At 68.9% G+C, this 22,592-nt stretch carries 22 protein-coding genes; 16 read left to right on the top strand and 6 right to left on the bottom strand.

Features of this window, described 5'->3' with window-relative positions; genetic code table 11:
• The first annotated feature begins 43 nt into the window (after positions 1–43).
• Together obgE and proB are read left to right on the top strand one after the other, a co-directional pair.
• On the top strand, positions 44–1,513 hold the full coding sequence (gene obgE / locus SBI80_RS17325) for a GTPase ObgE (RefSeq protein ID WP_318976039.1): 1,470 nt from the start codon (positions 44–46) through the stop codon (positions 1,511–1,513).
• Positions 1,510–2,625: a glutamate 5-kinase gene (proB, locus tag SBI80_RS17320; protein ID WP_318976038.1), complete on the top strand. Its 1,116-nt coding sequence runs from the start codon at positions 1,510–1,512 to the stop codon at positions 2,623–2,625. Before obgE ends, proB begins: the two co-directional genes overlap by 4 nt.
• A gap of 43 nt (positions 2,626–2,668) precedes the next feature.
• Here proB and SBI80_RS17315 read toward each other — a convergent pair whose 3' ends face one another.
• Positions 2,669–3,298, bottom strand: coding sequence for a TetR/AcrR family transcriptional regulator (locus SBI80_RS17315; protein ID WP_318976037.1), 630 nt, complete (start codon positions 3,296–3,298; stop codon positions 2,669–2,671).
• A gap of 67 nt (positions 3,299–3,365) precedes the next feature.
• Here SBI80_RS17315 and SBI80_RS17310 point away from each other — a divergent pair, with 67 nt between their 5' ends.
• Positions 3,366–4,628: a cytochrome P450 gene (locus tag SBI80_RS17310; RefSeq protein WP_318976036.1), complete on the top strand. Its 1,263-nt coding sequence runs from the start codon at positions 3,366–3,368 to the stop codon at positions 4,626–4,628.
• Here the strand turns inward: SBI80_RS17310 and SBI80_RS17305 are convergent.
• A complete protein-coding gene (locus tag SBI80_RS17305; RefSeq protein ID WP_318976035.1) occupies positions 4,625–5,467 on the bottom strand; it encodes a Sir2 family NAD-dependent protein deacetylase in 843 nt (280 codons plus the stop codon). The genes SBI80_RS17310 and SBI80_RS17305 overlap by 4 nt on opposite strands.
• Before the next feature lie 69 nt (positions 5,468–5,536).
• On the opposite strand from SBI80_RS17305, the gene SBI80_RS17300 reads away from it, so the two are divergent.
• Positions 5,537–6,526 (top strand): LysR family transcriptional regulator, encoded by a 990-nt coding sequence (locus SBI80_RS17300; protein WP_318976034.1) that lies wholly within the window; start codon positions 5,537–5,539, stop codon positions 6,524–6,526.
• Here SBI80_RS17300 and SBI80_RS17295 read toward each other — a convergent pair.
• A complete protein-coding gene (locus tag SBI80_RS17295) occupies positions 6,471–7,973 on the bottom strand; it encodes an amino acid permease (RefSeq protein ID WP_318976033.1) in 1,503 nt (500 codons plus the stop codon). The two genes, SBI80_RS17300 and SBI80_RS17295, sit on opposite strands and share 56 nt — an antisense overlap.
• A 28-nt stretch (positions 7,974–8,001) precedes the next feature.
• The gene (locus SBI80_RS17290) at positions 8,002–9,246 is read right to left on the bottom strand and encodes an aminotransferase class III-fold pyridoxal phosphate-dependent enzyme (RefSeq protein WP_318976032.1); all 1,245 of its coding nucleotides are present in this window, start codon (positions 9,244–9,246) and stop codon (positions 8,002–8,004) included.
• 154 nt (positions 9,247–9,400) lie between these two features.
• Between SBI80_RS17290 and SBI80_RS17285 the strand changes: the two genes are divergently transcribed.
• A complete protein-coding gene (locus SBI80_RS17285; protein WP_318976031.1) occupies positions 9,401–11,443 on the top strand; it encodes an NAD(+) synthase in 2,043 nt (680 codons plus the stop codon).
• Positions 11,444–11,480: 37 nt separating this feature from the next.
• On the top strand, positions 11,481–12,287 hold the full coding sequence (locus SBI80_RS17280) for a GntR family transcriptional regulator (RefSeq protein WP_318976030.1): 807 nt from the start codon (positions 11,481–11,483) through the stop codon (positions 12,285–12,287).
• A gap of 7 nt (positions 12,288–12,294) precedes the next feature.
• On the opposite strand, the gene SBI80_RS17275 is transcribed toward SBI80_RS17280, so the two are convergent.
• Complete coding sequence (locus tag SBI80_RS17275; protein WP_413232749.1) at positions 12,295–13,155, bottom strand: PfkB family carbohydrate kinase; 861 nt, start codon at positions 13,153–13,155, stop codon at positions 12,295–12,297.
• A 51-nt stretch (positions 13,156–13,206) separates the two neighbouring features.
• Between SBI80_RS17275 and SBI80_RS17270 the strand changes: the two genes are divergently transcribed.
• From SBI80_RS17270 to bla, 10 genes are all read left to right on the top strand, one after another.
• Positions 13,207–14,451, top strand: coding sequence for a glutamate-5-semialdehyde dehydrogenase (locus SBI80_RS17270; RefSeq protein WP_318976028.1), 1,245 nt, complete (start codon positions 13,207–13,209; stop codon positions 14,449–14,451).
• Between the two features lie 16 nt (positions 14,452–14,467).
• Positions 14,468–15,355, top strand: a complete 888-nt coding sequence (locus tag SBI80_RS17265; protein WP_318976027.1) for an AAA family ATPase — start codon at positions 14,468–14,470, stop codon at positions 15,353–15,355.
• Positions 15,355–16,803: a vWA domain-containing protein gene (locus SBI80_RS17260; RefSeq protein ID WP_318976026.1), complete on the top strand. Its 1,449-nt coding sequence runs from the start codon at positions 15,355–15,357 to the stop codon at positions 16,801–16,803. The genes SBI80_RS17265 and SBI80_RS17260 overlap by 1 nt, the downstream gene beginning before the upstream one ends.
• A gap of 8 nt (positions 16,804–16,811) precedes the next feature.
• Positions 16,812–17,453, top strand: a complete 642-nt coding sequence (gene nadD / locus SBI80_RS17255; RefSeq protein ID WP_318976241.1) for a nicotinate-nucleotide adenylyltransferase — start codon at positions 16,812–16,814, stop codon at positions 17,451–17,453.
• Positions 17,450–17,818 (top strand): ribosome silencing factor, encoded by a 369-nt coding sequence (gene rsfS, locus SBI80_RS17250; RefSeq protein ID WP_318976025.1) that lies wholly within the window; start codon positions 17,450–17,452, stop codon positions 17,816–17,818. The genes nadD and rsfS overlap by 4 nt, the downstream gene beginning before the upstream one ends.
• A complete protein-coding gene (gene gpgP, locus SBI80_RS17245; RefSeq protein WP_318976024.1) occupies positions 17,815–18,495 on the top strand; it encodes a glucosyl-3-phosphoglycerate phosphatase in 681 nt (226 codons plus the stop codon). Before rsfS ends, gpgP begins: the two co-directional genes overlap by 4 nt.
• Positions 18,485–19,228, top strand: coding sequence for a diglucosylglycerate octanoyltransferase (gene octT / locus SBI80_RS17240; protein ID WP_318976023.1), 744 nt, complete (start codon positions 18,485–18,487; stop codon positions 19,226–19,228). Before gpgP ends, octT begins: the two co-directional genes overlap by 11 nt.
• A gap of 2 nt (positions 19,229–19,230) precedes the next feature.
• On the top strand, positions 19,231–20,067 hold the full coding sequence (locus SBI80_RS17235) for a DegV family protein (protein ID WP_318976022.1): 837 nt from the start codon (positions 19,231–19,233) through the stop codon (positions 20,065–20,067).
• Between the two features lie 53 nt (positions 20,068–20,120).
• Positions 20,121–20,543, top strand: coding sequence for a nitroreductase family deazaflavin-dependent oxidoreductase (locus tag SBI80_RS17230; RefSeq protein WP_318976021.1), 423 nt, complete (start codon positions 20,121–20,123; stop codon positions 20,541–20,543).
• A 72-nt stretch (positions 20,544–20,615) separates the two neighbouring features.
• Positions 20,616–21,449: a class A beta-lactamase gene (gene bla, locus SBI80_RS17225; protein ID WP_413232748.1), complete on the top strand. Its 834-nt coding sequence runs from the start codon at positions 20,616–20,618 to the stop codon at positions 21,447–21,449.
• A gap of 10 nt (positions 21,450–21,459) precedes the next feature.
• Here bla and SBI80_RS17220 read toward each other — a convergent pair whose 3' ends face one another.
• The gene (locus SBI80_RS17220; protein ID WP_318976019.1) at positions 21,460–22,509 is read right to left on the bottom strand and encodes an NAD(P)H-dependent amine dehydrogenase family protein; all 1,050 of its coding nucleotides are present in this window, start codon (positions 22,507–22,509) and stop codon (positions 21,460–21,462) included.
• Positions 22,510–22,592: the final 83 nt, after the last annotated feature.

Here is a 22,592-nt window from a genome sequence, read left to right as displayed (position 1 = left end):
CTAGCTCTGCAAAACGTAGATCTCGTCTTGGAAAGGAACTTCGATGCCACGGTTCGTCGACCGCGTCGTCATTCACGCACGGGCAGGCAACGGCGGTAGAGGCTGCGCCTCGGTGCACCGCGAGAAGTTCAAGCCGCTCGGTGGTCCCGACGGTGGCAACGGCGGTCGCGGTGGCAGCATCGTGCTCGTCGTCGACCCGCAGGTCCACACGCTGTTGGACTTCCACTTCCATCCGCACGTCGACGCCCCCTCCGGCAAGCAGGGGATGGGCAACAATCGCGATGGCGCCGCCGGCGACGATCTCGAGCTGCGGGTTCCCGACGGCACCATCGTCGTCGACGAGGACGGTCGTCTGCTCGCCGATCTGACCGGCGCCGGCACCCGCTTCGAGGCCGCCGTCGGCGGTCGTGGTGGCCTTGGCAACGCCGCACTGGCGTCGCGCGCTCGCAAGGCCCCCGGTTTCGCGCTGCTCGGCGAGAAGGGCCAGGCGCGTGATCTGACCCTCGAGCTGAAGACCGTCGCCGACGTAGGGTTGGTCGGCTTCCCCTCGGCGGGCAAGTCCTCCCTGGTGTCGGTCATCTCCGCGGCCAAGCCCAAGATCGCCGACTATCCGTTCACCACGCTGGTGCCCAACCTCGGTGTGGTGTCGGCCGGCGAGCACACCTTCACCGTCGCCGATGTGCCCGGGCTGATCCCCGGCGCGTCGCACGGCCGCGGTCTCGGCCTGGACTTCCTGCGCCACATCGAGCGCTGCGCGGTCCTGGTGCACGTCGTCGACTGCGCCACCATGGAACCCGGCCGCGATCCGATCTCAGACATCGATGCGCTGGAAGCCGAATTGGCCTCCTACACCCCGACCTTGCAAGGTGACTCGTCCCTGGGCGACCTCACCGAGCGGCCACGTGCCGTGGTGCTCAACAAGATCGACGTGCCCGACGCCCGCGAGCTGGCCGACTTCGTCCGTGAGGAGGTCGCCCAGCGTTACGGGTGGCCAGTGTTCGAGGTATCCACGCTCACCCGGGATGGCCTGCGGCCCTTGACCTTTGCGCTGTGGGACATGGTCGCGACCTACCGCGCGTCGCAGCCCGTCGTCGCTCCCCGGCGTCCCGTCATCCGACCGATCCCGGTCGACGAGAGCGGCTTCACCGTCACCCCCGACGGCATGGGTGGATTCGTGGTGCGCGGTACCCGCCCCGAGCGGTGGATCGGTCAGACCGACTTCACCAACGACGAGGCGGTCGGCTACCTCGGTGACCGGCTGGCCCGTCTCGGCGTGGAGGACGAGCTGCTGAAGCTGGGCGCCAAGCCCGGCTGCGCCGTCACGATCGGCGACATGACCTTCGACTGGGAGCCACAGACCCCGGCCGGGGTCGACGTCACGATGTCCGGCCGCGGCACCGACCTGCGACTCGAGCAGGACGACCGGGTCAGGGCCGACGAGCGCAAGCTGGCTCGCAAACAGCGACGGGAAAGTCGCGAACACTCAGAGATCGGAAACGACGAGCAGCCGTGACCAGCGCCCACCGCGAAGCCATCCGGACGGCCCGCAGCGTGGTCGTGAAGATCGGGACCACGGCGTTGACCAACCCGAAGGGCATGTTCGACGCCACCAGGGTCGCCTCACTCACCGACGCCATCGAGGCGCGGATGAAGGCCGGTTCCGACGTCGTCATCGTCTCTTCGGGTGCCATCGCGGCGGGCATCGAACCCCTGCGGTTGTCCAAGCGGCCCGCCGACCTCGCGACCAAGCAGGCGGCGGCCAGCGTCGGGCAGGTGGCGTTGGTCAACGCCTGGACCGCGGCCTTCGACCGCTATGACCGCACGGTGGGACAGGTGCTGCTGACCGCCCACGACATCTCGATGCGGGTGCAGCACACCAACGCTCAACGGACGTTGGACCGGCTGCGCGCGTTGCATGCCGTAGCCATCGTCAACGAGAACGACACCGTCGCCACCAACGAGATCCGGTTCGGCGACAACGACCGGCTCTCGGCGTTGGTCGCCCACTTGGTCGGCGCCGATGCGCTGGTGCTGCTTTCGGACATCGATGGGCTCTATGACGGTGATCCGCGCAAGGCGCCCGCCGACGATCCGGCGCGCTTCATTCCCGAGGTGTCCGGGACCGACGACCTCGACGGCGTGATCGCCGGTCGCGGCAGCAGCCTCGGCACCGGGGGCATGGCGTCGAAGCTATCGTCGGCCCTGCTCGCGGCCGATGCCGGTGTGCCCGTGCTGCTGGCCGCGGCCACCGACGCCGCGGCGGCCCTCGGGGACGCGTCCGTGGGGACGGTGTTCGCACCGCGGCCCGAGCGGATGTCCTCGCGCCGGTTCTGGGTCCGCTACGCCGCGGAGTCCACGGGTGCCCTGATGCTCGACGACGGTGCGGTGCGCGCGGTGGTCGAGCGGCGCCGCTCACTGCTGCCCGCAGGCATCACCGAGGTCTCCGGTCGGTTCCACGGTGGCGACGTCGTCGAACTGCGCGCGCTGGACGGCACGGTGGTCGCCCGCGGCGTCGTCGCCTACGACGCAACGGAATTGGCGTCGATGGTGGGTCGGTCGACGTCCGACCTGCCCGCCGAGATGCGTCGGCCGGCGGTGCACGCCGACGACCTCGTCGCGGTCTGACCCCTTGACCTCCCGCCGAACGGGTCCACACCCGGCGAGGGTGTTAGGGCGCTTCGAGATACAGTGCGCCCCAGACGATCTGGGTCAGAGTCGCGGCCAGCTCGGCATCGTAGGTGCCTGGCCGGCCGGGCAGGTTCTGCTGGCAGGTGCGCTCGGCCATCCAGGTCAGGGCGGTGGCGGTCGTCGCCGCGGACAGCTCCGGGCGGATCGACCCGTCGCGCTGGCCTTCCTCGATGACGACGGCCAGCCGGCCCGCGATCGCGGCCAGGACGTCGCGGTAGGTGGCACCAACCGCGGCGTCGTAGGCAGCCATCTCGTTGAGGGCGACTAGGAGCGGTTGGTGACGGCGGTAGCTGGCTACCAGACCCGTCATGGCGGCAAGGACGTCGGCGGGGTCGCGCCGCTGGGAGACGCTCCACCAGCGCTCGGGTGCATCGGCGAGATCGTCGAACACCTGGGTGGTGAGGCGGCGCAGTAGATCGCCCTTGTCTTCGAAGTAAATGTAGAAGCTGGCGCGGGAGATGCCGGCCTCGGTCGCCAGCCGGTCCACGCTCAGCTCGGTGAACGACGCCCCGTCGGCCATCAGTCGCTCGGTGGCGTCGAGCAGGTCGCGCTCGATCTGCTCGCGCCTAGCCTGCCGCCTAGCCTGCGGCTTCCTGGTCACCGATGGCACATGGGGGAGCCTAGCCGTTTCGTGTCCGCCTTGACTAGACATGGTGTCTAGACTTATCGTCGCCAACATGACTGTGTCGTCGCTCACACCAGCCCGCCCCCATGACCCGATCGACCTGTCGTCGCGGGCGTTCTGGTCGGCCACCGCCGCGGAACGGGAGCGCTCGTTCGCCGAACTTCGCCGCAACAGGCCGGTCAGCTGGCACCCCCCGGTCGAGGATGCGCTGATGCACGACCCCGAGGACCGCGGTTACTGGGCGGTGACCCGGCACGCCGACATCGTCGCGATCAGCCGCGACAGCGAGACGTTCCTGTCGGGCAAGGGCGTGCTCTTCGAGAACGTCCCCGAAGAACTTCTCGAGGCGTCACAGTCCTTCCTCGCCATGGATGCGCCGCGGCACACCATGATTCGCAAGGTCGTGCATGCCGCATTCACCCCGCGTCAGGTCCGTCGGATCGAGGACTCGATCAAGGCCAACGCCAAGGCGATCGTCGGTGAGTTGCGCGACGCGGGCAGCGGGGCCGACTTCGTCGAGCACTGTGCCAAGGAGCTGCCGATCCGCACGCTCTCGGACATGGTCGGCATCCCCGCCTCCGAGCGCGCGCAGGTCGCCGCGGCCGCTGACGCCATGGTGTCCTGGGGTGACGAGGTCTACCTGAACGGACGGAACCCGTTGGAGGTGCTGATCGGCAGCCAGATGTACCTGCATCAGGTCGCCGGCGCGCTGGCCGCCGACCGGCGTGAGCACCCCGGCGACGATCTGATCAGCAGCCTGGTCCAGGCCGAGGTGGACGGCGATCGTCTGACCGACGCGGAGGTCGCCGCGTTCTTCGTGCTGCTGGCCGTCGCGGGCAACGACACCACCCGTCAGACCACCAGTCACGCTGCCAAGGCGCTCACCGACTTCGGCGATCAGCGCAGCTGGCTGGCCGCCGACTTCGACGACCGCATCGGCTCCGCCACCGAGGAGTTCATCCGGTGGGCCACGCCGGTGATGACCTTCCGCCGCACGGCCGCCGTCGACTGCCGGCTGGGTGAGCAGGACATCGCGGCGGGGGAGAAGGTCGTGATGTTCTACGCGTCGGGCAACTTCGACGACGCCGCCTTCGACGCGCCGGAGCGCCTCGACCTGGCGCGCAAGCCCAACCCGCACCTGGGGTTCGGCGGCGGCGGACGGCACTTCTGTCTTGGGGCGCACGTCGCGCGAGCCCAGCTGCGGGCCATGTTCGGGGAGCTGCTCGCTCAGTTACCCGGATTCGCGGCCGGTGACCCGGTCTACCTGGCCGGCAACTTCGTGCACGGCATCAGGTCGATGCCGATCACCTTCTAGCGCAACGGCAGCGGCGCGAGCTCGTCGACCAGCAGGACCAGCAGCTCGGAGCAGCCCGCGTCGAGCTTGACGGTCGCGAACTCGTCGCCGCGGGTGGGTCCGCGGTTGATGATCGCTACGGGCTTGCCCCCGGCGACCGCGTGCCTGACGAAGCGCAGACCGGAGAAGACCGTCAGCGACGAGCCGGCAACGAGTAGCACGTCGGACTCGTCGACCATCGAATAGGCCTGCGCCACACGATCTTTCGGAACACTCTCGCCGAAGTAGACGATGTCGGGCTTGAGCATCCCGCCGCAGTGCGGGCAGTCCGCGTAGCGGAACGACGCGGTGTCCTCGATCATGGCGTCGGCATCGGGCGCCACGGCGATGCCCCCGACCTGCTCGGCCCGCTCCAGGAAGCCCGGGTTCAGCGATTCCAGCTCGTCGGCCAGCTGAGTCCGGCTCAGCGTGAAACCGCAGGCCAGGCACACCACCTGCGCGTAGGTGCCGTGCAGGTTCACCACGGCCTGGCTGCCCGCCTTGGTGTGCAGCAGATCGACGTTCTGGGTGACGACGCCGGTGACCACACCGATGCGCTCCAGCTCGGCCAGCGCGCGGTGCCCGGCATTCGGGAGCGTGGCGTGCATGTGGCGCCAGCCGACGTGATTGCGTGCCCAGTAGCGCTGCCGGAACGTGGCGTCGGAGGTGAACTGACGGATCGTCATCGGATTGCTCGGGGGTGAATCCGGACCGCGGTAGTCGGGAATGCCCGAGTCGGTGGAAAGTCCGGCGCCCGTCAGGACGGCGATCCTTCGGCTGGCGAGCACGTCGATCAGTTCGGGAGCCTCGGGCGCGTTCATCCCCGTCCAGGGTAGGCGGCCCGCGGGCAAGGGGATGTCGACAATGGTCAGGCGCGTTATCGTCCCCGTATGGACGTCACCGTGAGGAAGCTTCGCTACTTTGCGGTCGTCGCCGAGGAGCGTCACTTCACCAGGGCCGCGGCGCGCTTGTTCCTGGCGCAACAGTCGCTGTCTCGTCAGATTCGCAGTCTGGAGGAGGAGGTCGGCGCACGACTGTTCTTCCGCACGACCAGATCGGTGGAGCTCACACCGGCGGGTGAAGCCTTCCTGATCGGAGTGCGTTCGGCGTTGGCCAGCCTCGACGCCGGCGTCGAGGAGGCCCGCCGACACGATGCAGGCGCCGTCGGGCACCTGCGGATCGGCTTTGGGCTTGGTGCAGCCCTGGAGTTGACGCCCTTCATCGTCGAGGAATTCTCCAGGCAGTATCCGAACGCCGAGATCGAGATGCGGGAATTCGGGCTGCCTGACCAGAGCGCGGGGTTGTCCGAGCACTGGGCCGACGTGGCGATCATCCGACCACCGCTGGCCGACCCGAACATCGTCGCGCACGTGCTCTTCGAGGAGCCGCGAGTGCTGACCGTCTCGGTGCGCCACCCGCTGGCACGGCACGAGACCGTGGGGGTGGCCGACATCCTCGACGTTCCGCTTGCCGTCGGCCGCTCCGCTGACGAGGAATACCGACGGTTTTGGAGCTTGCAGGACTTCCGCGATGGGATGACGGAGCCACTCTTGACGCCGTCGACGAGCAACACAGAGGAGATCGAAATGATCGCGGCCGGGCTGGCATGTACGGTCAATCCCGCCGCGATCATGCGTTACATCCCGCACGCGGGGGTTCGGTACATCCCGATCGTCGACGTACCCGGCTCGACCGTGGCGATCGCATGGCACAGGGACCGGGTCTCACCGCTCGCGATCGCCTTCAACCGCGTGGCTCAGGAGGTTCGCGACCGAGAGGTCCAGACGGTCGAGACCATCGAGAATCCCTTCGACGGAGTGCACTTCACGTTCGCGGCGCCGAGTCCGCGAACCTCGCCACCCCGGCCTCGCCACGTGTGATGCGCCCCCGCAGAACCAGCAGGTGCCACAGCACCGCCAGGACGGTTGCCCCCGCGACGACCTTGACCGCACCGTGGAAGTCGGGGGGAATGGTGAGGATCAGCAGAGCGGTGACGATCCAGACGAGCCCGACGACCATCAGCGGAATGCCCCACCGGCCGAGGTTGAAGGCACCGGGGGCGGCCGCCAGTGTGGGGCGCCGGCGCATGTACGACCCGACGATGAGGAGATACACCAGGTAGGGCGCGATCGACGTGGCACCGACGAGCGTGGTGAACGAGTCGGTCTGCAGGAAGCCGTAGACCATGAACGCGACGCTGACGACACCGCCGACGACCAGTGACCGCAGCGGTGTCTTCGTACGTTCGTTGACCAGTCGGAAGTGGCGGGAGAACGGCAGCATGTTGTCGCGTCCCATCGAATACATCAACCGTGCCTGGGCGGCCTGGTTGGCGATGACCAGCGCGATCATCGAGAACGCCACCACGACGATGAACACCCTTACCACCGGGGTCGGTAGGTAGAACTCGGCGATCGTCACGATCGGCGCCGAAGATGCCTGTGCCGCACTGAGATCGGGCATGGCCACGGTAAAGCAGATCAGGGCCAGCATGCCGAGCACCGCCGACCCGATCACGCCAACGAGGACTCCACGCGGAACGGCCCTCTGCGAGTCGACGGCCTCCTCGGTCAGATCGGCCGACAGCTCGAACCCAACCATCGTGTAGATGCCGAGCAGTCCGGCCAGGACGAAGTGACCGATGCCAGAACCCGCGGTTCCGGCACCATTGGTCAGGTTGGACACCGATCCACCCCCGGCCCCGGTGTACATGCCGAAGGCGACGATCACCGTCACCGCCAGCAGCACGGTCCCGATGATCTCGGCGATCACCGCGGTGTTGTTCACCCGCGCGGCCAACTGGACGCCCACGATGTTGATCAGGACCGTGAACAGCAGGATCGCGACCGCGACGGTGAGTACCACGCCGTTGGGCGGAGTGAGTCCCATCGCCTGGAACAGCAGTGGAGTGGCGCCCAGCAGGATGATCGCCCCACCGGTGATGCTCATGTACAGCAACCCGAAGAACCCGGTGTACCAGCCGTAGCCGGACCCGACCAGTCGGGCACCCCACTGGTACGCGTAGCCCGCAAGCGGGATCTTGGTGCTTAGCTCGGCAATCAGCAGCGCCATGACGATCTGGCCGGCTGCTGCGATGGGCCAGGTCCAAATCGAAGCGCCGCCAAATTGGTTGATGGCGAATCCATAGTTGAGGAAGATGCCCGTCGAGATGGAGACGATGGAGAAGGAGATGGCGAACAACGAGAAGAAGCGCAGAGTGCGTTTGAGTTCCTGCGTGTAGCCAAAGGACGCCAACGCGGCGTCGTTGGGATTGGCCGCTGTCTCGGGTGCTGCGGCGCGCTCGCGTGCAGGGCGGTCGATCGTCATGGAAGCTCTCCTCGGTTCGGTGACGAAATCAGTTGGGACCGAAATGTCTTCGCACCGTGGCGAAGGCGGCCTCGGTGCCGCGGAGGGCCCGGTCGATGACATCGTCGTCCATCGCACAGGACATGAACCAGTTGTGTTTGGGATGCAGATAGACGCCGAAGGCCAGTGCGGCCTCGGCGAAGCACGTCATGCGTCGACGGTCCAGGTCTCCCGTAAAGGTCACGTATGGCATGACGTCGGGGCCGGTGTAGGTGATGCCGAGCCCGCTGGCGGCGGCCTGTGCGGTGATGCCCTCCCGCAACCGCGCTCCGGCCCGCTGCATGAGGGCAACGCCGTCGATCTCGCGGAGCCGGCGGATCGTCGCGAGCGCAGCCGCCATGGGAGTCGAGTTCATCCAGAAGGAACCCGTGAGGAAGACCGTCTCCACCGCATCGCGCACGGCGTCGCAACCACTCACGGCCGCAAGCGGATAGCCGTTCGCGATCGCCTTGCTCCATGCGCTGAGGTCGGTTCGTACCCCGATCGGCTCCCAGCTGCCACCGTGTGCGAGGCGAAACCCGCATCGGACGTCGTCGACGATCAACAGCGCGCCGAGTGCGTCGCAACGACTGCGCACGTGCCTGGCGAAATCGACGTCGACCAGTTCCTGGTCTTCTCCCTCGACATGGCGAAAGGGAGTCAGCATGACGCCGGCGAGGTCGTCACCGGCCGCGTCGACGGCCCGGTCGAAGTCGTCGCGATCGTTGTAGTCGAAGTAGTCCATCGCGGACCGATCGCTCGCGAGCGTTCCGGTCGGCACGGGCGTGCACCATGGCGCCGCACCGTGATACACCCCGCGGGCCACCAGCACCACCGACCTGGACGTGTGTGCCCGCGCGATCGTCAGGCACGCGGTAGTGGCGTCGGTTCCGTTCTTGCCGAACAGGATCCAGTCCGCGTCTCGGATGGCATCCACCAGGGTCTCGGCAAGGTCGACCAGCACCGGCCCCGGCCCGTCGAGGCAGTCGCCCCTGTCCATCTGAGCGCGCACCGCCTCGTTGACGAAGGGATCGCGATGGCCGAGGACGATGGGCCCCCAGCTGCACATCAGGTCGACGTATTCCTTGCCGTCGACGTCGGTGATGAGCGCCCCCTCGCCGGCCCTGAAGAATTGCGGATAAGCGCTCGACATGTTCCTGACTGCCTGGTGCCCGTACATCCCGCCGGGCACGACCCTGGCTGCGCGTCGGGACAGTTCTACGTCGGAGCTCGTGACCGCGGCGGCTGCGTTCACGTGTCGCTCCTGGGGTGGGGTGGGGCCGAATTCACCATGTCGGCCAATGATCGAGCACTGCCGCGCGCAGGAGAAACACCTGTTCTGCTCGCATTCACAACACCGGTGGTGTTAGTGCAGCTCGACGCGACGACCTCGATGCGACAATGTCGGCGTGGACTTCTTCTCCGCCTACCGCCACGACTACGTGCGGGTGGCCGCATGCACCCATCACACGACGCTGGCCGATCCCGGGGCGAATGCCGAATCGGTGCTGCGGCTGGCTCGCGAATGCCATGACGAGGGCGTCGCGCTGGCGGTCTTCCCGGAGTTGACGCTGTCCGGGTACTCGATCGAGGACATCCTGCTGCAGGGCACGCTGCTCGACGCCGTCGAGACGGCGATCGACGACCTGGTCGCCGCCTCCGCGGACCTGCTTCCGGTGCTGGTGGTGGGTGCTCCGCTGCGCCACCGCAACCGCATCTACAACACCGCGGTCGTCATCCACCGCGGCGTGGTGCTCGGCGTCGTCCCCAAGTCCTATCTGCCGACCTACCGGGAGTTCTACGAGCGCCGGCAGGTCGCGCCGGGTGACGACCAGGGTGGCGTCGTGCGCCTCGGCGGGACCGAGGTGCCGTTCGGGCCGGACCTGTTGTTCACCGCCACCGATCTGCCCGGCTTCGTCCTGCACGTCGAGATCTGCGAGGACATGTGGGTTCCCGTGCCCCCCAGCGCCGAGGCCGCGCTGGCGGGTGCGACCGTGCTGGCGAACCTCTCCGGCAGCCCGATCACCATCGGCCGCGCCGACGACCGCAAGCTGCTGGCTCGTTCGGCGTCGTCGCGGTGTCTGGCGGCCTACGTGTACGCCGCCGCAGGCGAGGGCGAGTCGACCACCGACCTGGCCTGGGACGGCCAGACGATGATCTACGAGAACGGCGTGCTGCTCGCCGAGTCCGAGCGCTTCCCCAGGGGGGAGCGCAAATCGGTCGCCGACGTCGACACCGAGCTGCTCAGAGCCGAGCGGCTGCGTATGGGCACGTTCGACGACAACCGGCGCCATCATGGTGCTCTCACCTCGGGGTTCCGGCACGTGGAGTTCGTCGTCGATCCGCCCGCCGGTGACATCGGGTTGCGGCGCACCGTCGAGCGCTTCCCGTTCGTGCCGTCGGATCCTCAACGGCTGGAACAGGATTGCTACGAGGCGTACAACATCCAGGTGTCCGGGCTCGAGCAGCGACTGCGGGCGCTGAAGTATCCGAAGGTCGTGATCGGCGTCTCGGGTGGGCTCGACTCCACGCATGCGCTCATCGTCGCGGCTCGCGCCATGGACCGCGAGGACCGGCCGCGCAGTGACATCCTGGCGTTCACGCTGCCCGGCTTCGCGACAGGCGAGCACACCAAGGGCAACGCGATCGCCCTCGGCAAGGCGCTCGGAGTCACGTTCGCAGAGATCGACATTCGCGACACGGCGTCGCTGATGCTCGCCGAGATGGACCACCCGTTCGGCCGCGGCGAGAAGGTATACGACGTCACGTTCGAGAACGTTCAAGCCGGGCTGCGCACGGACTATCTGTTCCGGCTGGCCAACCAGCGCGGTGGCATCGTGTTGGGCACCGGTGACCTGTCCGAACTGGCCCTGGGATGGTCGACCTATGGCGTTGGTGACCAAATGTCGCACTACAACGTCAACGGCGGCGTCCCGAAGACGCTGATCCAGCATCTGATCCGATGGGTGATCGCCTCCGGGCAGTTCGGTGACGACGTCAACGTGGTCCTGCAGTCGGTGCTCGACACCGAGATCACCCCGGAGTTGGTACCCACCGGGGAGGACGAGGAGATCCAGAGCAGCGAGGCCACGGTGGGTCCGTACGTCCTGCAGGACTTCTCGCTCTACCAGGTGCTGCGCTACGGCTTCCGGCCGTCGAAGGTGGCGTTCCTCGCGTGGCACGCCTGGGGCGACGCCGAACGAGGGGTGTGGCCGCCCGGTCATCCGCCGGACGAACGACCGGCCTACCTGCTGAAGGACATTCGGCACTGGCTGCAGGTGTTCGTCCAGCGGTTCTACTCGTTTAGCCAGTTCAAGCGGTCGGCGCTGCCGAACGGGCCCAAGGTGTCCGCCGGTGGTGCCCTGTCACCGCGAGGTGACTGGCGCGCCCCGTCGGACATGTCGGCGCGGATCTGGCTCGACGAGATCGAGCGCGAGGTTCCCGAGTCTTGACGTGTCGGGGGCCTTTCGATGTGAAAGGCTCCTAGCCGTGGAGACTCACCGCGACGGCACCGCGCTGGTCAGTACGGACGCCGGGGTCCCGCTGCACCGGCAGCTCTATCTGGTGCTCCACGACGAGATCGCGCGCGGGGTGCTCGGCCCCGGGGACGCCCTGCCGACCGAGCAGTCGCTGTGCGAACAATTCGGCGTCTCGCGCATCACGGTGCGACGGGCGCTGGCCGACCTCGCCGAGGCCGGCCTGATCGACCGCCGCCACGGTGTCGGCTCGTTCGTCACCGAGCGCTCGGCGACCGGCCGTGGTGCCGCGGAGGGTTCCTACGTCGACACGATGCGACAGGTCGACTTCGAGACCGAGGTCGACGTGATCGAGCACGGCATCCGTTCGGTGCCGCCCGCGGTCGGGTCGCTGTGGGATGCCCGCCGGACGGCGCTGTACGTCCTGAGGGTGCGTCGCGAGCGCCGGACGAACGAGCCGCTGATGCTCACCGAGGCGTGGCTGCCCACCGACCTCGCCGACGTGATCACCGCTGCGGCCATGGCTCGGGCGCCGCTCTACCGCCTGCTCGCCGACGCGGGCGTGACCCTGGAGCACCTCGAGCACGAGATGACGGCCGAGATCGCCAGTCCCCGCACGGCGGCGCTGCTGGCCACGTCGATCGGTGCGCCGTTGATGCGCGTCAACCGCGTGGCCTTCGCCGCCGCGGTGCCGCACCACGTGCTGTCGATCACCATGTCGCCGAGCCGAAGCCGGATCGTGCTGACGCAGCGATCGATGGACATGGAGGCAGGAGCACGCCTGTCGATCGCCCACGACGTGCTGCGGCCCAACATCTGACCTTCGGTCAGCCGTTCAGCACGTCGTCGATGGCCTCGGCATACGGCGCGCAGTCGCCCGCGCCTCGGGTGAGCGTGGCCAGCGCACCCGCAGCGCACGCCCGTCGCAGTGCCCGTTCCGCCCCGGCCGGCCACTCCGCGGCAAGCACCCCGGCGAACACGTCACCCGCGCCGGTGGTGTCGATCGCCTCGACCGCGGGCGCCGGCACGTCGACGCTGCCGTCGGCGCTGCGGTGGGTGGCCCCGGCGGACCCGCGCGTAATGACGAGATGAGCCACCGGCCAACGCCATTCGTCGGCCTCGACGTCGTTGACGACGATGACGTCGGCCACCTCGGCGATGGCCGCGAGGTGGCGGGGCTGGGTCCCCGCCGGTGACGCGTTGACGATCACCACCGCACCAGCCTCGCGGCCGACGCGGGCGGCTGCCAGCACCGTCTCCACCGGGATCTCCAACTGCACGAGCACGACGTCGGCGTCGGCCACCACCCGCCGAGCCTGAGAGGAGGCCATCGACAGATGCGCGTTGGCCCCTGGTGCCACCACGATCGTGTTCTCGGCCGCCTCGTCCACCACGATGGCCGCGGCGCCACTCGGGCCGGGCACCACCACCATTCCGTCGAGGCCGACGCCGTTGCTGCGCAGGTGGTCGCGCAGCTGACCAGCCGCGGCGTCGTCACCGACCGCGGCGACGAGATGGGACGACGCGCCCGCCCGCGCGGCGGCGACGGCCTGATTGCCGCCCTTGCCGCCGGGACTCGTCGACGACGCCGACGCCAGTACCGTCTCGCCGGGCCGGGGCAACGCGCGTACCGCGAACGATTGATCGAGGTTCACGCTGCCGACCACGCACACCGTCGTCATGCGCATCACGGTAGCCCCAACCGGGCTGAATACGGGATACCTCGATAAGCTGGCCTAATGAGCGTCGAGGCTCCCCCCACGGATCTGTGCGAGCAGGTGCACGAAGCGGCGCGGCGGGCACGGGTCGCGGCCCGTGCCCTGGCGACCGCCAACACCGAGACCAAGAACCGGGCGTTGCACGCCGCCGCGGACGCCGTCCTCGCGCGCGTTCACGAGGTGCTCGCCGCCAACGCCGCCGACCTCGATGCCGCGCGCGCCGCTGGCACCCCTGAGGCCATGCTCGACAGGTTGGCGCTGAACCCGCAGCGGGTGGACGGCATCGCCGCGGGCCTGCGGCAGGTGGCCGGACTGCCCGACCCGGTCGGTGAGGTCTTGCGCGGCAGCACGCTGGCCAATGGTCTGCGGATCCGGCAGCAACGCGTCCCGCTTGGGGTCGTCGGCATGGTCTACGAGGGCCGGCCGAACGTCACCGTCGACGCCTTCGGGCTGACGCTGAAGTCCGGCAACGCGGCGTTGCTGCGGGGCAGCTCGTCGGCGGTGCGGTCCAACGAGGCACTGGTGGCGGCGCTGCGTTCCGCGCTGCGGGCCGAGCGGTTGCCCGAGGATGCGGTGCAACTGCTGCCGAGTGCGGACCGCGCCAGCGTCACCCATCTGATCCAGGCCCGCGGGCTGGTGGACGTCGTGATCCCCCGCGGGGGAGCGGGTCTCATCGAGGCCGTCGTGCGCGACGCCACGGTGCCCACCATCGAGACCGGCGTCGGCAACTGTCACGTTTTCGTGCACGCGGCCGCCGACCTCGACAGTGCCGAGCGAATCCTGTTGAACGCCAAGACTCGTCGCCCCAGCGTCTGCAATGCGGCCGAGACGCTGCTGGTCGACGCCGCGATCGCCGACCACGCGCTGCCCAGGCTGCTCGACGCCCTGAGTAGCGCGGGAGTGACGGTGCATCTCGACCCCTCCGAGGACGAGCTGCGCGCCGAGTTCCTCGCGATGGACATCGCGGTGGCCGTCGTCGACGGCGTCGACGGTGCCATCGACCACGTCAACGAATACGGCACCGGCCACACCGAAGCCATCGTCACCACCGATCTGGCTGCGGCGCAACGCTTCACCGAACGCGTCGATGCGGCGGCGGTGATGGTCAACGCGTCGACCTCATTCACCGACGGTGAGCAGTTCGGCTTCGGCGCAGAGATCGGCATCTCGACCCAGAAGCTGCACGCCCGGGGGCCCATGGGCCTGCCGGAATTGACCTCCACCAAGTGGATCGTGTGGGGCGACGGCCACACCCGGCCGTCCTGACCTAGGAGAACACCCCTTGAGCCTGCCCGCCCGTTCCGCCCCGCTGTTCACCGACATCGACGACGTCGCCAATCGACTGGCCGAAACCGGATACCTGCCCGACACGGCCACCGCCACGGCGGTGTTCCTGGCCGACCGCCTCGGCAAACCCCTGCTCGTCGAAGGCCCCGCCGGTGTCGGCAAGACCGAATTGGCAAGGGCCATTGCACAAACCACCGGTTCGGAGCTGGTGCGGCTGCAGTGCTACGAGGGCGTCGACGAGGCACGCGCGCTCTACGAGTGGAACCACGCCAAGCAGATCCTGCGCATCCAGACGGGTAGCCAGGGCGGCCAGGGTGACTGGGACCAGACCAAGACCGACGTCTTCAGCGAGGAATTCCTGCTGCAACGTCCGCTGCTGACCGCGATCCGGCGCACCGACCCCACGGTCCTGCTGATCGACGAGACCGACAAGGCCGACATCGAGATCGAGGGCCTGCTGCTCGAGGTGCTGTCCGACTTCGCGGTGACCGTGCCGGAGCTGGGCACCATCACCGCGACGCGGACCCCGTTCGTGCTGTTGACCTCGAATGCGACCCGCGAGCTGTCCGAGGCGCTCAAGCGGCGCTGCCTGTTCCTGCACATCGACTTTCCCGACCCCGAGCTGGAACGCCGCATCCTGCTCTCGCGCGTCCCCGAGCTGCCCGAGAAGCTGGCCGAGGAGTTGGTGCGGATCATCGGCGTGCTGCGCGGCATGCAGTTGAAGAAGGTGCCGTCGGTGGCCGAGACCATCGACTGGGGCCGCACGGTGCTGGCCCTCGGCATGGACACGATCGACGACGAGTTGATCGCCGCGACGCTCGGCGTGGTCCTCAAACACCAGTCTGATCAGGTGAAGGCCAGCGGAGAGCTGAGACTGAACTGATGGCCGTCCGCCGCACGCGCCCGCCGCAACCCCTTGCCCCGCATGGTATTCCAGGCCATCTGGTGGAGTTCGTCGAGGCGCTGCGCGGAGTCGGGATCGCGGTCGGACCCTCCGAGACGGTGGATGCGGGCCGGGTGATGACGGTGCTCGGGCTCGGCGACCGCGAGGTGCTGCGTGAAGGGCTGGCCTGCGCCGTGCTGCGGCGCCCCGATCACCGCGACACCTACGACGCCATGTTCGACCTGTGGTTCCCCGCCGCGCTCGGGTCGCGCACGGTGGTTTCCGACGACGAGAACGCCGCCGACGGTGATCCGGACCGGCCGCAGGCCGCGGATGCCGAGGCCATGCGCGCGGCGCTGATCGAGATGCTGTCGGGCAACGAGGACGCGGCCACCCTCGACGACCGGCTCGCCGCGATGATCGCCCAGATCGTCGAGGCGTTCGGCAAGTACAGCTCCAGCCGCGGGCCGTCGTACTCGTCGTATCAGGCGCTCAAGGCGATGGCCCTCGACGAGCTCGAAGGCAAGCTGCTCGCCGGCCTTCTGGCGCCCTACGGCGAGGAGCCCACGCCGACGCAGGAGCAGATCGCCAAGGCGATCGCCACCAAGCGCGTCGCACAGTTGCGCAAGATGGTCGAGGCCGAGACCAAGCGTCGCACCGCCGAGCAACTCGGCCGGGGCCACGTCCAGACCTACGGCATCCCGCAGCTCGCCGAGAACGTGGAGTTCCTGCGCGCCTCGGGGGAGCAGCTGCGTCAGATGCGCCGCGTCGTCGCTCCGCTGGCCCGCACGCTGGCGTCGCGCCTGGCGGCCCGGCGGCGGCGCTCCCGCGCGGGGGAGATCGATCTGCGCAAGACGCTGCGCAAGTCGATGTCCACCGGCGGCGTGCCGATCGACGTGGTGCTCAAGAAGCCGCACCCGGCTCGCCCGGAGCTCGTCGTGCTGTGCGACGTGTCGGGTTCGGTGGCCGGGTTCAGCCACTTCACGCTGCTGCTGGTGCACGCCCTGCGCCAGCAGTTCAGCCGCGTTCGCGTCTTCGCGTTCATCGACACCACCGACGAGGTCACCGACATGTTCGGACCCGACGCCGACCTGGCCGTCGCCGTGCAGCGCATCACCAGGGAAGCGGGCGTCTACACCCGCGACGGGCACTCCGACTACGGGCACGCGTTCGTATCGTTCCTTGACGCGTTCCCCAACGTGCTGTCGCCCCGCAGCTCGCTGCTTGTCCTCGGCGACGGACGCAACAACTACCGCAATCCCGAGGTCGAGCTGCTGACGCACATGGTCTCGGCCAGCCGGCACGCGCACTGGCTCAATCCCGAGCCCAAGCACCTATGGGGCAGCGGTGACTCGGCGGTACCGCGTTACGCCGACGTCATCGCCATGCACGAATGCCGGTCGGCCAAGCAACTCGCCGCGGTCATCGATCAGCTGCTCCCCGTCTAAGCTGCGTAATCGTGACTCGACGCAGGCTGGGGGTGATGGGCGGCACCTTCGATCCCATCCACCATGGCCACCTGGTTGCCGCCAGTGAGGTTGCCGACCTGTTCGACCTCGACGAGGTCGTGTTCGTGCCCACCGGTCAGCCCTGGCAGAAGCGTGACCGCGCGGTGACCGCGGCCGAGGATCGCTATCTGATGACCGTGATCGCGACCGCTGCCAACCCGCGCTTCTCGGTGAGCCGCGTGGACATCGACCGTGGCGGCCCCACCTACACCAAGGACACGTTGCGCGATCTCGGCGCCCTCAATCCCGACGCGGAGCTCTACTTCATCACCGGTGCGGACGCCCTCGGCTCGATCCTGTCTTGGCAGAACTGGGAGGACCTGTTCTCCATGGCGCGCTTCGTCGGGGTCAGTCGGCCGGGTTACGAACTCGACGGCGAGCACGTCGCAGCGGCGATGAAGGAGCTGCCGGACGACGCCCTGCACCTGGTCGAGGTGCCCGCGCTGGCGATCTCGTCGAGCGACTGCCGGCGGCGCGCCGTACAGGGCAGGCCGATCTGGTACCTGGTCCCCGACGGCGTCGTCCAGTACGTCTCCAAACGCGGGCTGTATCCCGCGTCCGTCCTTCAGACAGGGGAGCGCACACCATGAGCGCATCAACCGAGGCCATCGAGATGGCCACGATCGCCGCGCGGGCCGCGGCCGACAAGCTCGCCGACGACGTCGTGGTGATCGACGTGTCTGGGGAGCTGGTCATCACCGACTGCTTCGTCATCGCTTCGGCGTCCAACGACCGTCAGGTCAACGCCATCGTCGACGAGGTCGAGGAGAAGATGCGCCTGGGCGGCCACAAGCCCGCCCGCCGGGAGGGCACCCGGGAGGGCCGCTGGGTGCTGCTCGACTTCGTCGACATCGTCGTGCACGTCCAGCACCAGGACGAACGCAACTTCTACGCGCTTGACCGCCTGTGGCGCGACTGCCCGCTGGTGCCCGTCGACCTGGAGGGCCCACAGTGAGGATTCGCCGGCTGGTGCTGCTGCGGCACGGGCAGACGGAGTACAACGCGGGCAACCGCATGCAGGGCCAGCTCGACACCGACCTGAGCGAGCTGGGCCGCGAGCAGGCCGCCGCCGCGGCCGAGGTGCTCGCCAAGCGACAGCCACTGCTCATCGTGTCCTCGGACCTGCGGCGTGCCCTCGACACCGCGACGACGCTGGCCGAACGCAGCGGGGTTCCCATCGACGTCGATCCTCGGTTGCGGGAGACGCATCTCGGCGACTGGCAGGGCCTCACGCACCTCGAGGTCGACGCCGTCGCGCCCGGTGCCCGACTGGCCTGGCGCGACGATGCCCGCTGGGCGCCGCACGGTGGCGAGAGTCGCGTCGACGTCGCACAGCGGAGCGCGCCCCTGGTCTCGGAGTTGCTCACCCAGCTCGACGAGTGGGGTTCCGACGGTGCCGGGGACGCCTCCGACCGCCCCGTCGTGCTGGTCGCCCACGGCGGCCTGATTGCCGCCCTGACGGCCGCGCTGCTGGACCTGCCGGTGGACAACTGGCCCGTGCTCGGCGGCATGGGCAATGCGAGCTGGGTGCAGCTGTCCGGACACTCCGCCGACGATGCGGCGCCCGGGGACGTCCGATGGCGTCTCGACGTGTGGAACGCTTCGGCCCAGGTCGCCAACGATGTCCTCTAGCGACTCCCGCCGCCCGGTGCTCCTGGTCTTCTGCGACTCGCTGTCCTATTACGGCCCGACGGGCGGACTGCCCGCCGACGATTCCAGGATTTGGCCCAACATCGTTGCCTCGCAATTGAACTGGGACCTGGAACTGATTGGGCGAATCGGCTGGACCTGCCGAGACGTCTGGTGGGCGGCAATCGGCGATCCGCGGTCGTGGGCGGCGTTGCCCCGCGCCGGTGCCGTCGTCTTCGCGACCTCGGGGATGGACTCGCTGCCCTCACCGCTGCCAACGGCCCTGCGCGAACTCATCCGCTACCTGCGCCCGCCGACCGTGCGCCGATGGGCGCGCGACGGATACGGCTGGCTGCAGCCGCGGCTGTCGCCGATCGCCCGGCCCGCGCTGCCGCCGCACCTCAGCGTCGAATACCTCGAACAGACCCGGGCCGCAATCGACTTCAACCGGCCGGGCATTCCATTCGTCGCGTCGATCCCGTCGGTGCACATCGCCGAGACCTACGGACGCTCACACCGCTGGCGCGAGGCGACGGCGGCAGCGATCACCGAGTGGGGCCGGCGTCAGCACGTGCCGATCGTCGACCTGAAGGCGGCGGTGGGCGAGTACGTGATGAGCGGGCAGGGCAATCCCGACGGCATCCACTGGAACTTCGAGGCGCACGCCGCCGTGGCCGAGCTGATGATGAAGGGCCTCGCCGAGGCGGGCGTGATTCCCGTCGGGTCGGACGGCTGACGGTGACCGTCACCGTGGTGACCGACTCGTCGGCCTGGTTGGCTCCAAATGACATGCAGCGGTGGAACATACGCGCGGTCCCGCTGCACGTGCTCGTCGACGGCACCAATCTGCGCGATGGTGTCGACCCGGTACCCCACGACGTGCACGACCGCGCGCACGTCACCACCGCCGGTGCCACCCCCGCCGATCTCGTGGAGCTCTACCGCCGCGCGCTGGCCGACAGCGGGGGCGATGGCGTGGTGGCAGTGCACCTGTCGGCCGCCTTGTCGAGCACGTTCGGCTCGGCGGTGGCTGCGTCGCGTGAATTCGGGTCCGCCGTGCGCGTGGTGAATTCGCGCTCGGCTGCGGCCGGCGTCGGATTCGTGGCGATGGCTGCTGCTCGGGCCGCCGCCGACGGTGCCGACCTGGATACGGTCGAGGCTGCGGCGCGGGCTGCGGTGCCGCGCAGTCATGCGTTCATCGTCGTGCACCGGCTGGACAATCTGCGACGCAGCGGGCGCATCGGGACCGCCGCCTCCTGGCTCGGTACGGCGCTGTCACTCAAACCGCTGCTGTGTCTCGACGTCGACGGTCGCCTGGTGCTCTCGCAGCGCATCCGCACCGCGTCCAAGGCGCACGCGGCGCTGGTCGAGTCGGTGGCCCAGGTGGTGGGTGACGCCGGGGCGACTGCCATCGTGCATCACGTCGACAACCCCGACGGGGCGGCGGAGGTGGGCGCGGCCCTGGTCGCGCGGCTGCCGCAGCTCGATCCACCGGCGATCACCGACATGGGGCCCGTGCTGTCGATCCACGTCGGCGGCGGCGCGGTCGGAGTGTGCGTGACGGTGTCCGACTGACCGGCCTCGGCCCTCGCGGAATGGCCGGGGCGTTCGTGGTGTTCGATGGAGACATGAGTGACGAAGCGGAACTGAGTCCAACCGACTGGGTACGAGACCAGACCAAGCGCATCCTGGAACAGGGCACCACCGAAGGCGTCGAGGTCTACGACCGGCCGATCGTGCTGTTCACGACGACGGGCGCGCAGTCGGGCAAGAAGCGGTACGTGCCGCTGATGCGCGTGGAGGAGAACGGGCGCTACGCCATGGTGGCCTCCAAGGGCGGTGACCCCAAGCACCCCAGCTGGTACTTCAACGTGGTGGCCAACCCGGCGGTGTCGGTGCAGGACGGCGAGAAGGTCCTGGACGGGACTGCGCGTGAGATCTCCGGCGAGGAGCGCGAGCACTGGTGGAAGCTGGCCGTGGAGGCCTTTCCGCCCTACGCCGAGTACCAGACCAAGACCGACCGCCAGATCCCGGTCTTCGTCGTCGAATAGGTGACCGACGCGACGGGGCCCAACCGCCGCGCGGTGCTTCGTCTCGGCCTCGGACTCGCCGGTGCCGGGGCGATGGCGACGGCAGCGGCGGCGCCGGTCCTGGCAGAGGGTCCCCAGCTACGACGGACGTTGGCCCTGCTGGAGACTCGGGCCGCGGTGCGGTTGGGCGTGTCCGCACTCGACACCGGCAGCGGGGCGTCCGTCGGCTACCGCGCCGACGAGCGATTCCTGCTCTGCTCCACTGCAAAGGCGTTGGTCGTCGCCGCCGTTCTCCGGCGTAGTGAGACCGAGCCCGGCCTGCTCGATCACGTCATCGACTACGGCCCGTCGGACGTGCTGGCATATGCACCGGTGACCTCCCAGCACGTCGCCGACGGCATGACCGTCGCCGCGCTCTGCGACGCCGCGATCACCGTCAGCGACAACACCGCCGCCAACCTGCTCGTCGGGCTTCTCGGCGGCCCCGCCGCGGTGACCGCCTTCGCGCGCAGCCTCGGCGACGACCTCACGCGCATCGACCGGCTCGAGCCCGACCTCAACGTCACCTCCCCGGGTGACCAGCGCGACACCTCGACGCCGGCGCAGATGGCTGCCGACCTTCGGGCGCTGGTCCTCGGCGACGCACTGAACGAGGCATCGCGCCAACGCCTCACCGACCTGCTGGTCGCGAATACCACCGGCGGTCAGACCATCCGTGCGGGCGTGCCTGCCGATTGGACCGTCGGTGACAAGACCGGCAGCGGCGCGCAGGGCGAGAGCAACGATCTTGCCGTGGTGTGGCCACCACGTCGGGCCCCGCTGGTCATCGCGGTCTACGTGTCGCCTCGTGACCCGGCGATCGCGGTCGAGCAGGCGCACCGCGTCATCGCCGAGGCGACGCGGATCGTCACCGGCGCGCTGCCCTAGCTGAGTCGTCCTAGCGCCGGACCCGGCCCGTCACCGGCGGCAGATCCTTGAGCGTGACGATTCCCGGCGGTGCGGCGACGACGGCGGGCACCGCGTTCGTCACCGGCATCGCGGTGTAGATCATGCCGAGTCCCATGAAGCCGGGTTCGGCCCAGTCCCTCGGCGGCAGGCAGTGCAGCACCGTGCGCATGTTGGGCGTGCCGAACACCTGGATGACGTGGCCGTGTTCGAGGGGCTTGGGCGGGACGACGTGCTGGCCCATGGTCCAGTTGAAGCCGACGCTGACGACGTTGCGCTCACCGACCCAGCCGCGGTGGTAGCCGTACACGCCGCCGACGGTGCCGGCGGGGATCCGCATGAAGCCCAGATCGCTGTCGCCGGTGGCGGTGGTGAACTCGACGTCGAAGGTCAGCCGATCCAGCGTGGCGCCGATCGCGTCGGCCATCATCGCGGCCGACTCCGCGAACACCTCGCTCTCGCGCCGCACGCTCTCTGCCAGACCGGGAGTGGCCGGGTCCCGGCCGAAACCCATCGCGGCCTGCGTACCCGCCGACTCGTAGGTCGAGCAGTCCACCGACTCGGTGATGCGGATCTCGTCGACGTCCTCGCACGCCCCGGACAGCACCATGCCGACCATGTTGGTCATGCCGGGATGGGCTCCACTGCCGAAGATGGTGGAGTTCCCGGTGGCGCAAGCCTTCTCGATGCGTGCCCGGTCCTCGGGGGTCTGCTTGCCGCCGGTGATCCAGGCGGCGCTCGAGCAGACGTTGATGCCGGCCTCGAGCAGCCTGACCAGTTCCTCGACGTCCGGCCACAGCGGGTTGTAGCAGCAGGCGTCGGGTCGCAGGGAGAGCAGCGCGTCTACGTCGTTGGTCGCGAGCACGCCGGTGGGTTCGGCGACGCCGGCCAGCTGGGCGGCATCCACGCCCACCTTGTCCGCGCCGTGGGCGTAGACGCCGACGAGCTCCATGTCGGCGCGTCCGATGATGGCGTGCAGCGAACGTCTGCCGATGTTGCCGGTGGTCCACTGGATCACCCGGAGTGGAGTCGACGAGGTCATGGGTAGACACTATTCGCCAGTTGTGCACTAGCAGGCCGATATCGGCATGATCCGTCTCTGCGGTCGCCGCGCCGAGTGGACCG

Source organism: Mycolicibacterium sichuanense (assembly GCF_033741125.1).
Lineage (GTDB): Bacteria > Actinomycetota > Actinomycetes > Mycobacteriales > Mycobacteriaceae > Mycobacterium.
The sequence above is the reverse complement of the archived record's forward strand: the minus strand, read 5'-3'. Positions and strand labels throughout refer to the sequence as shown.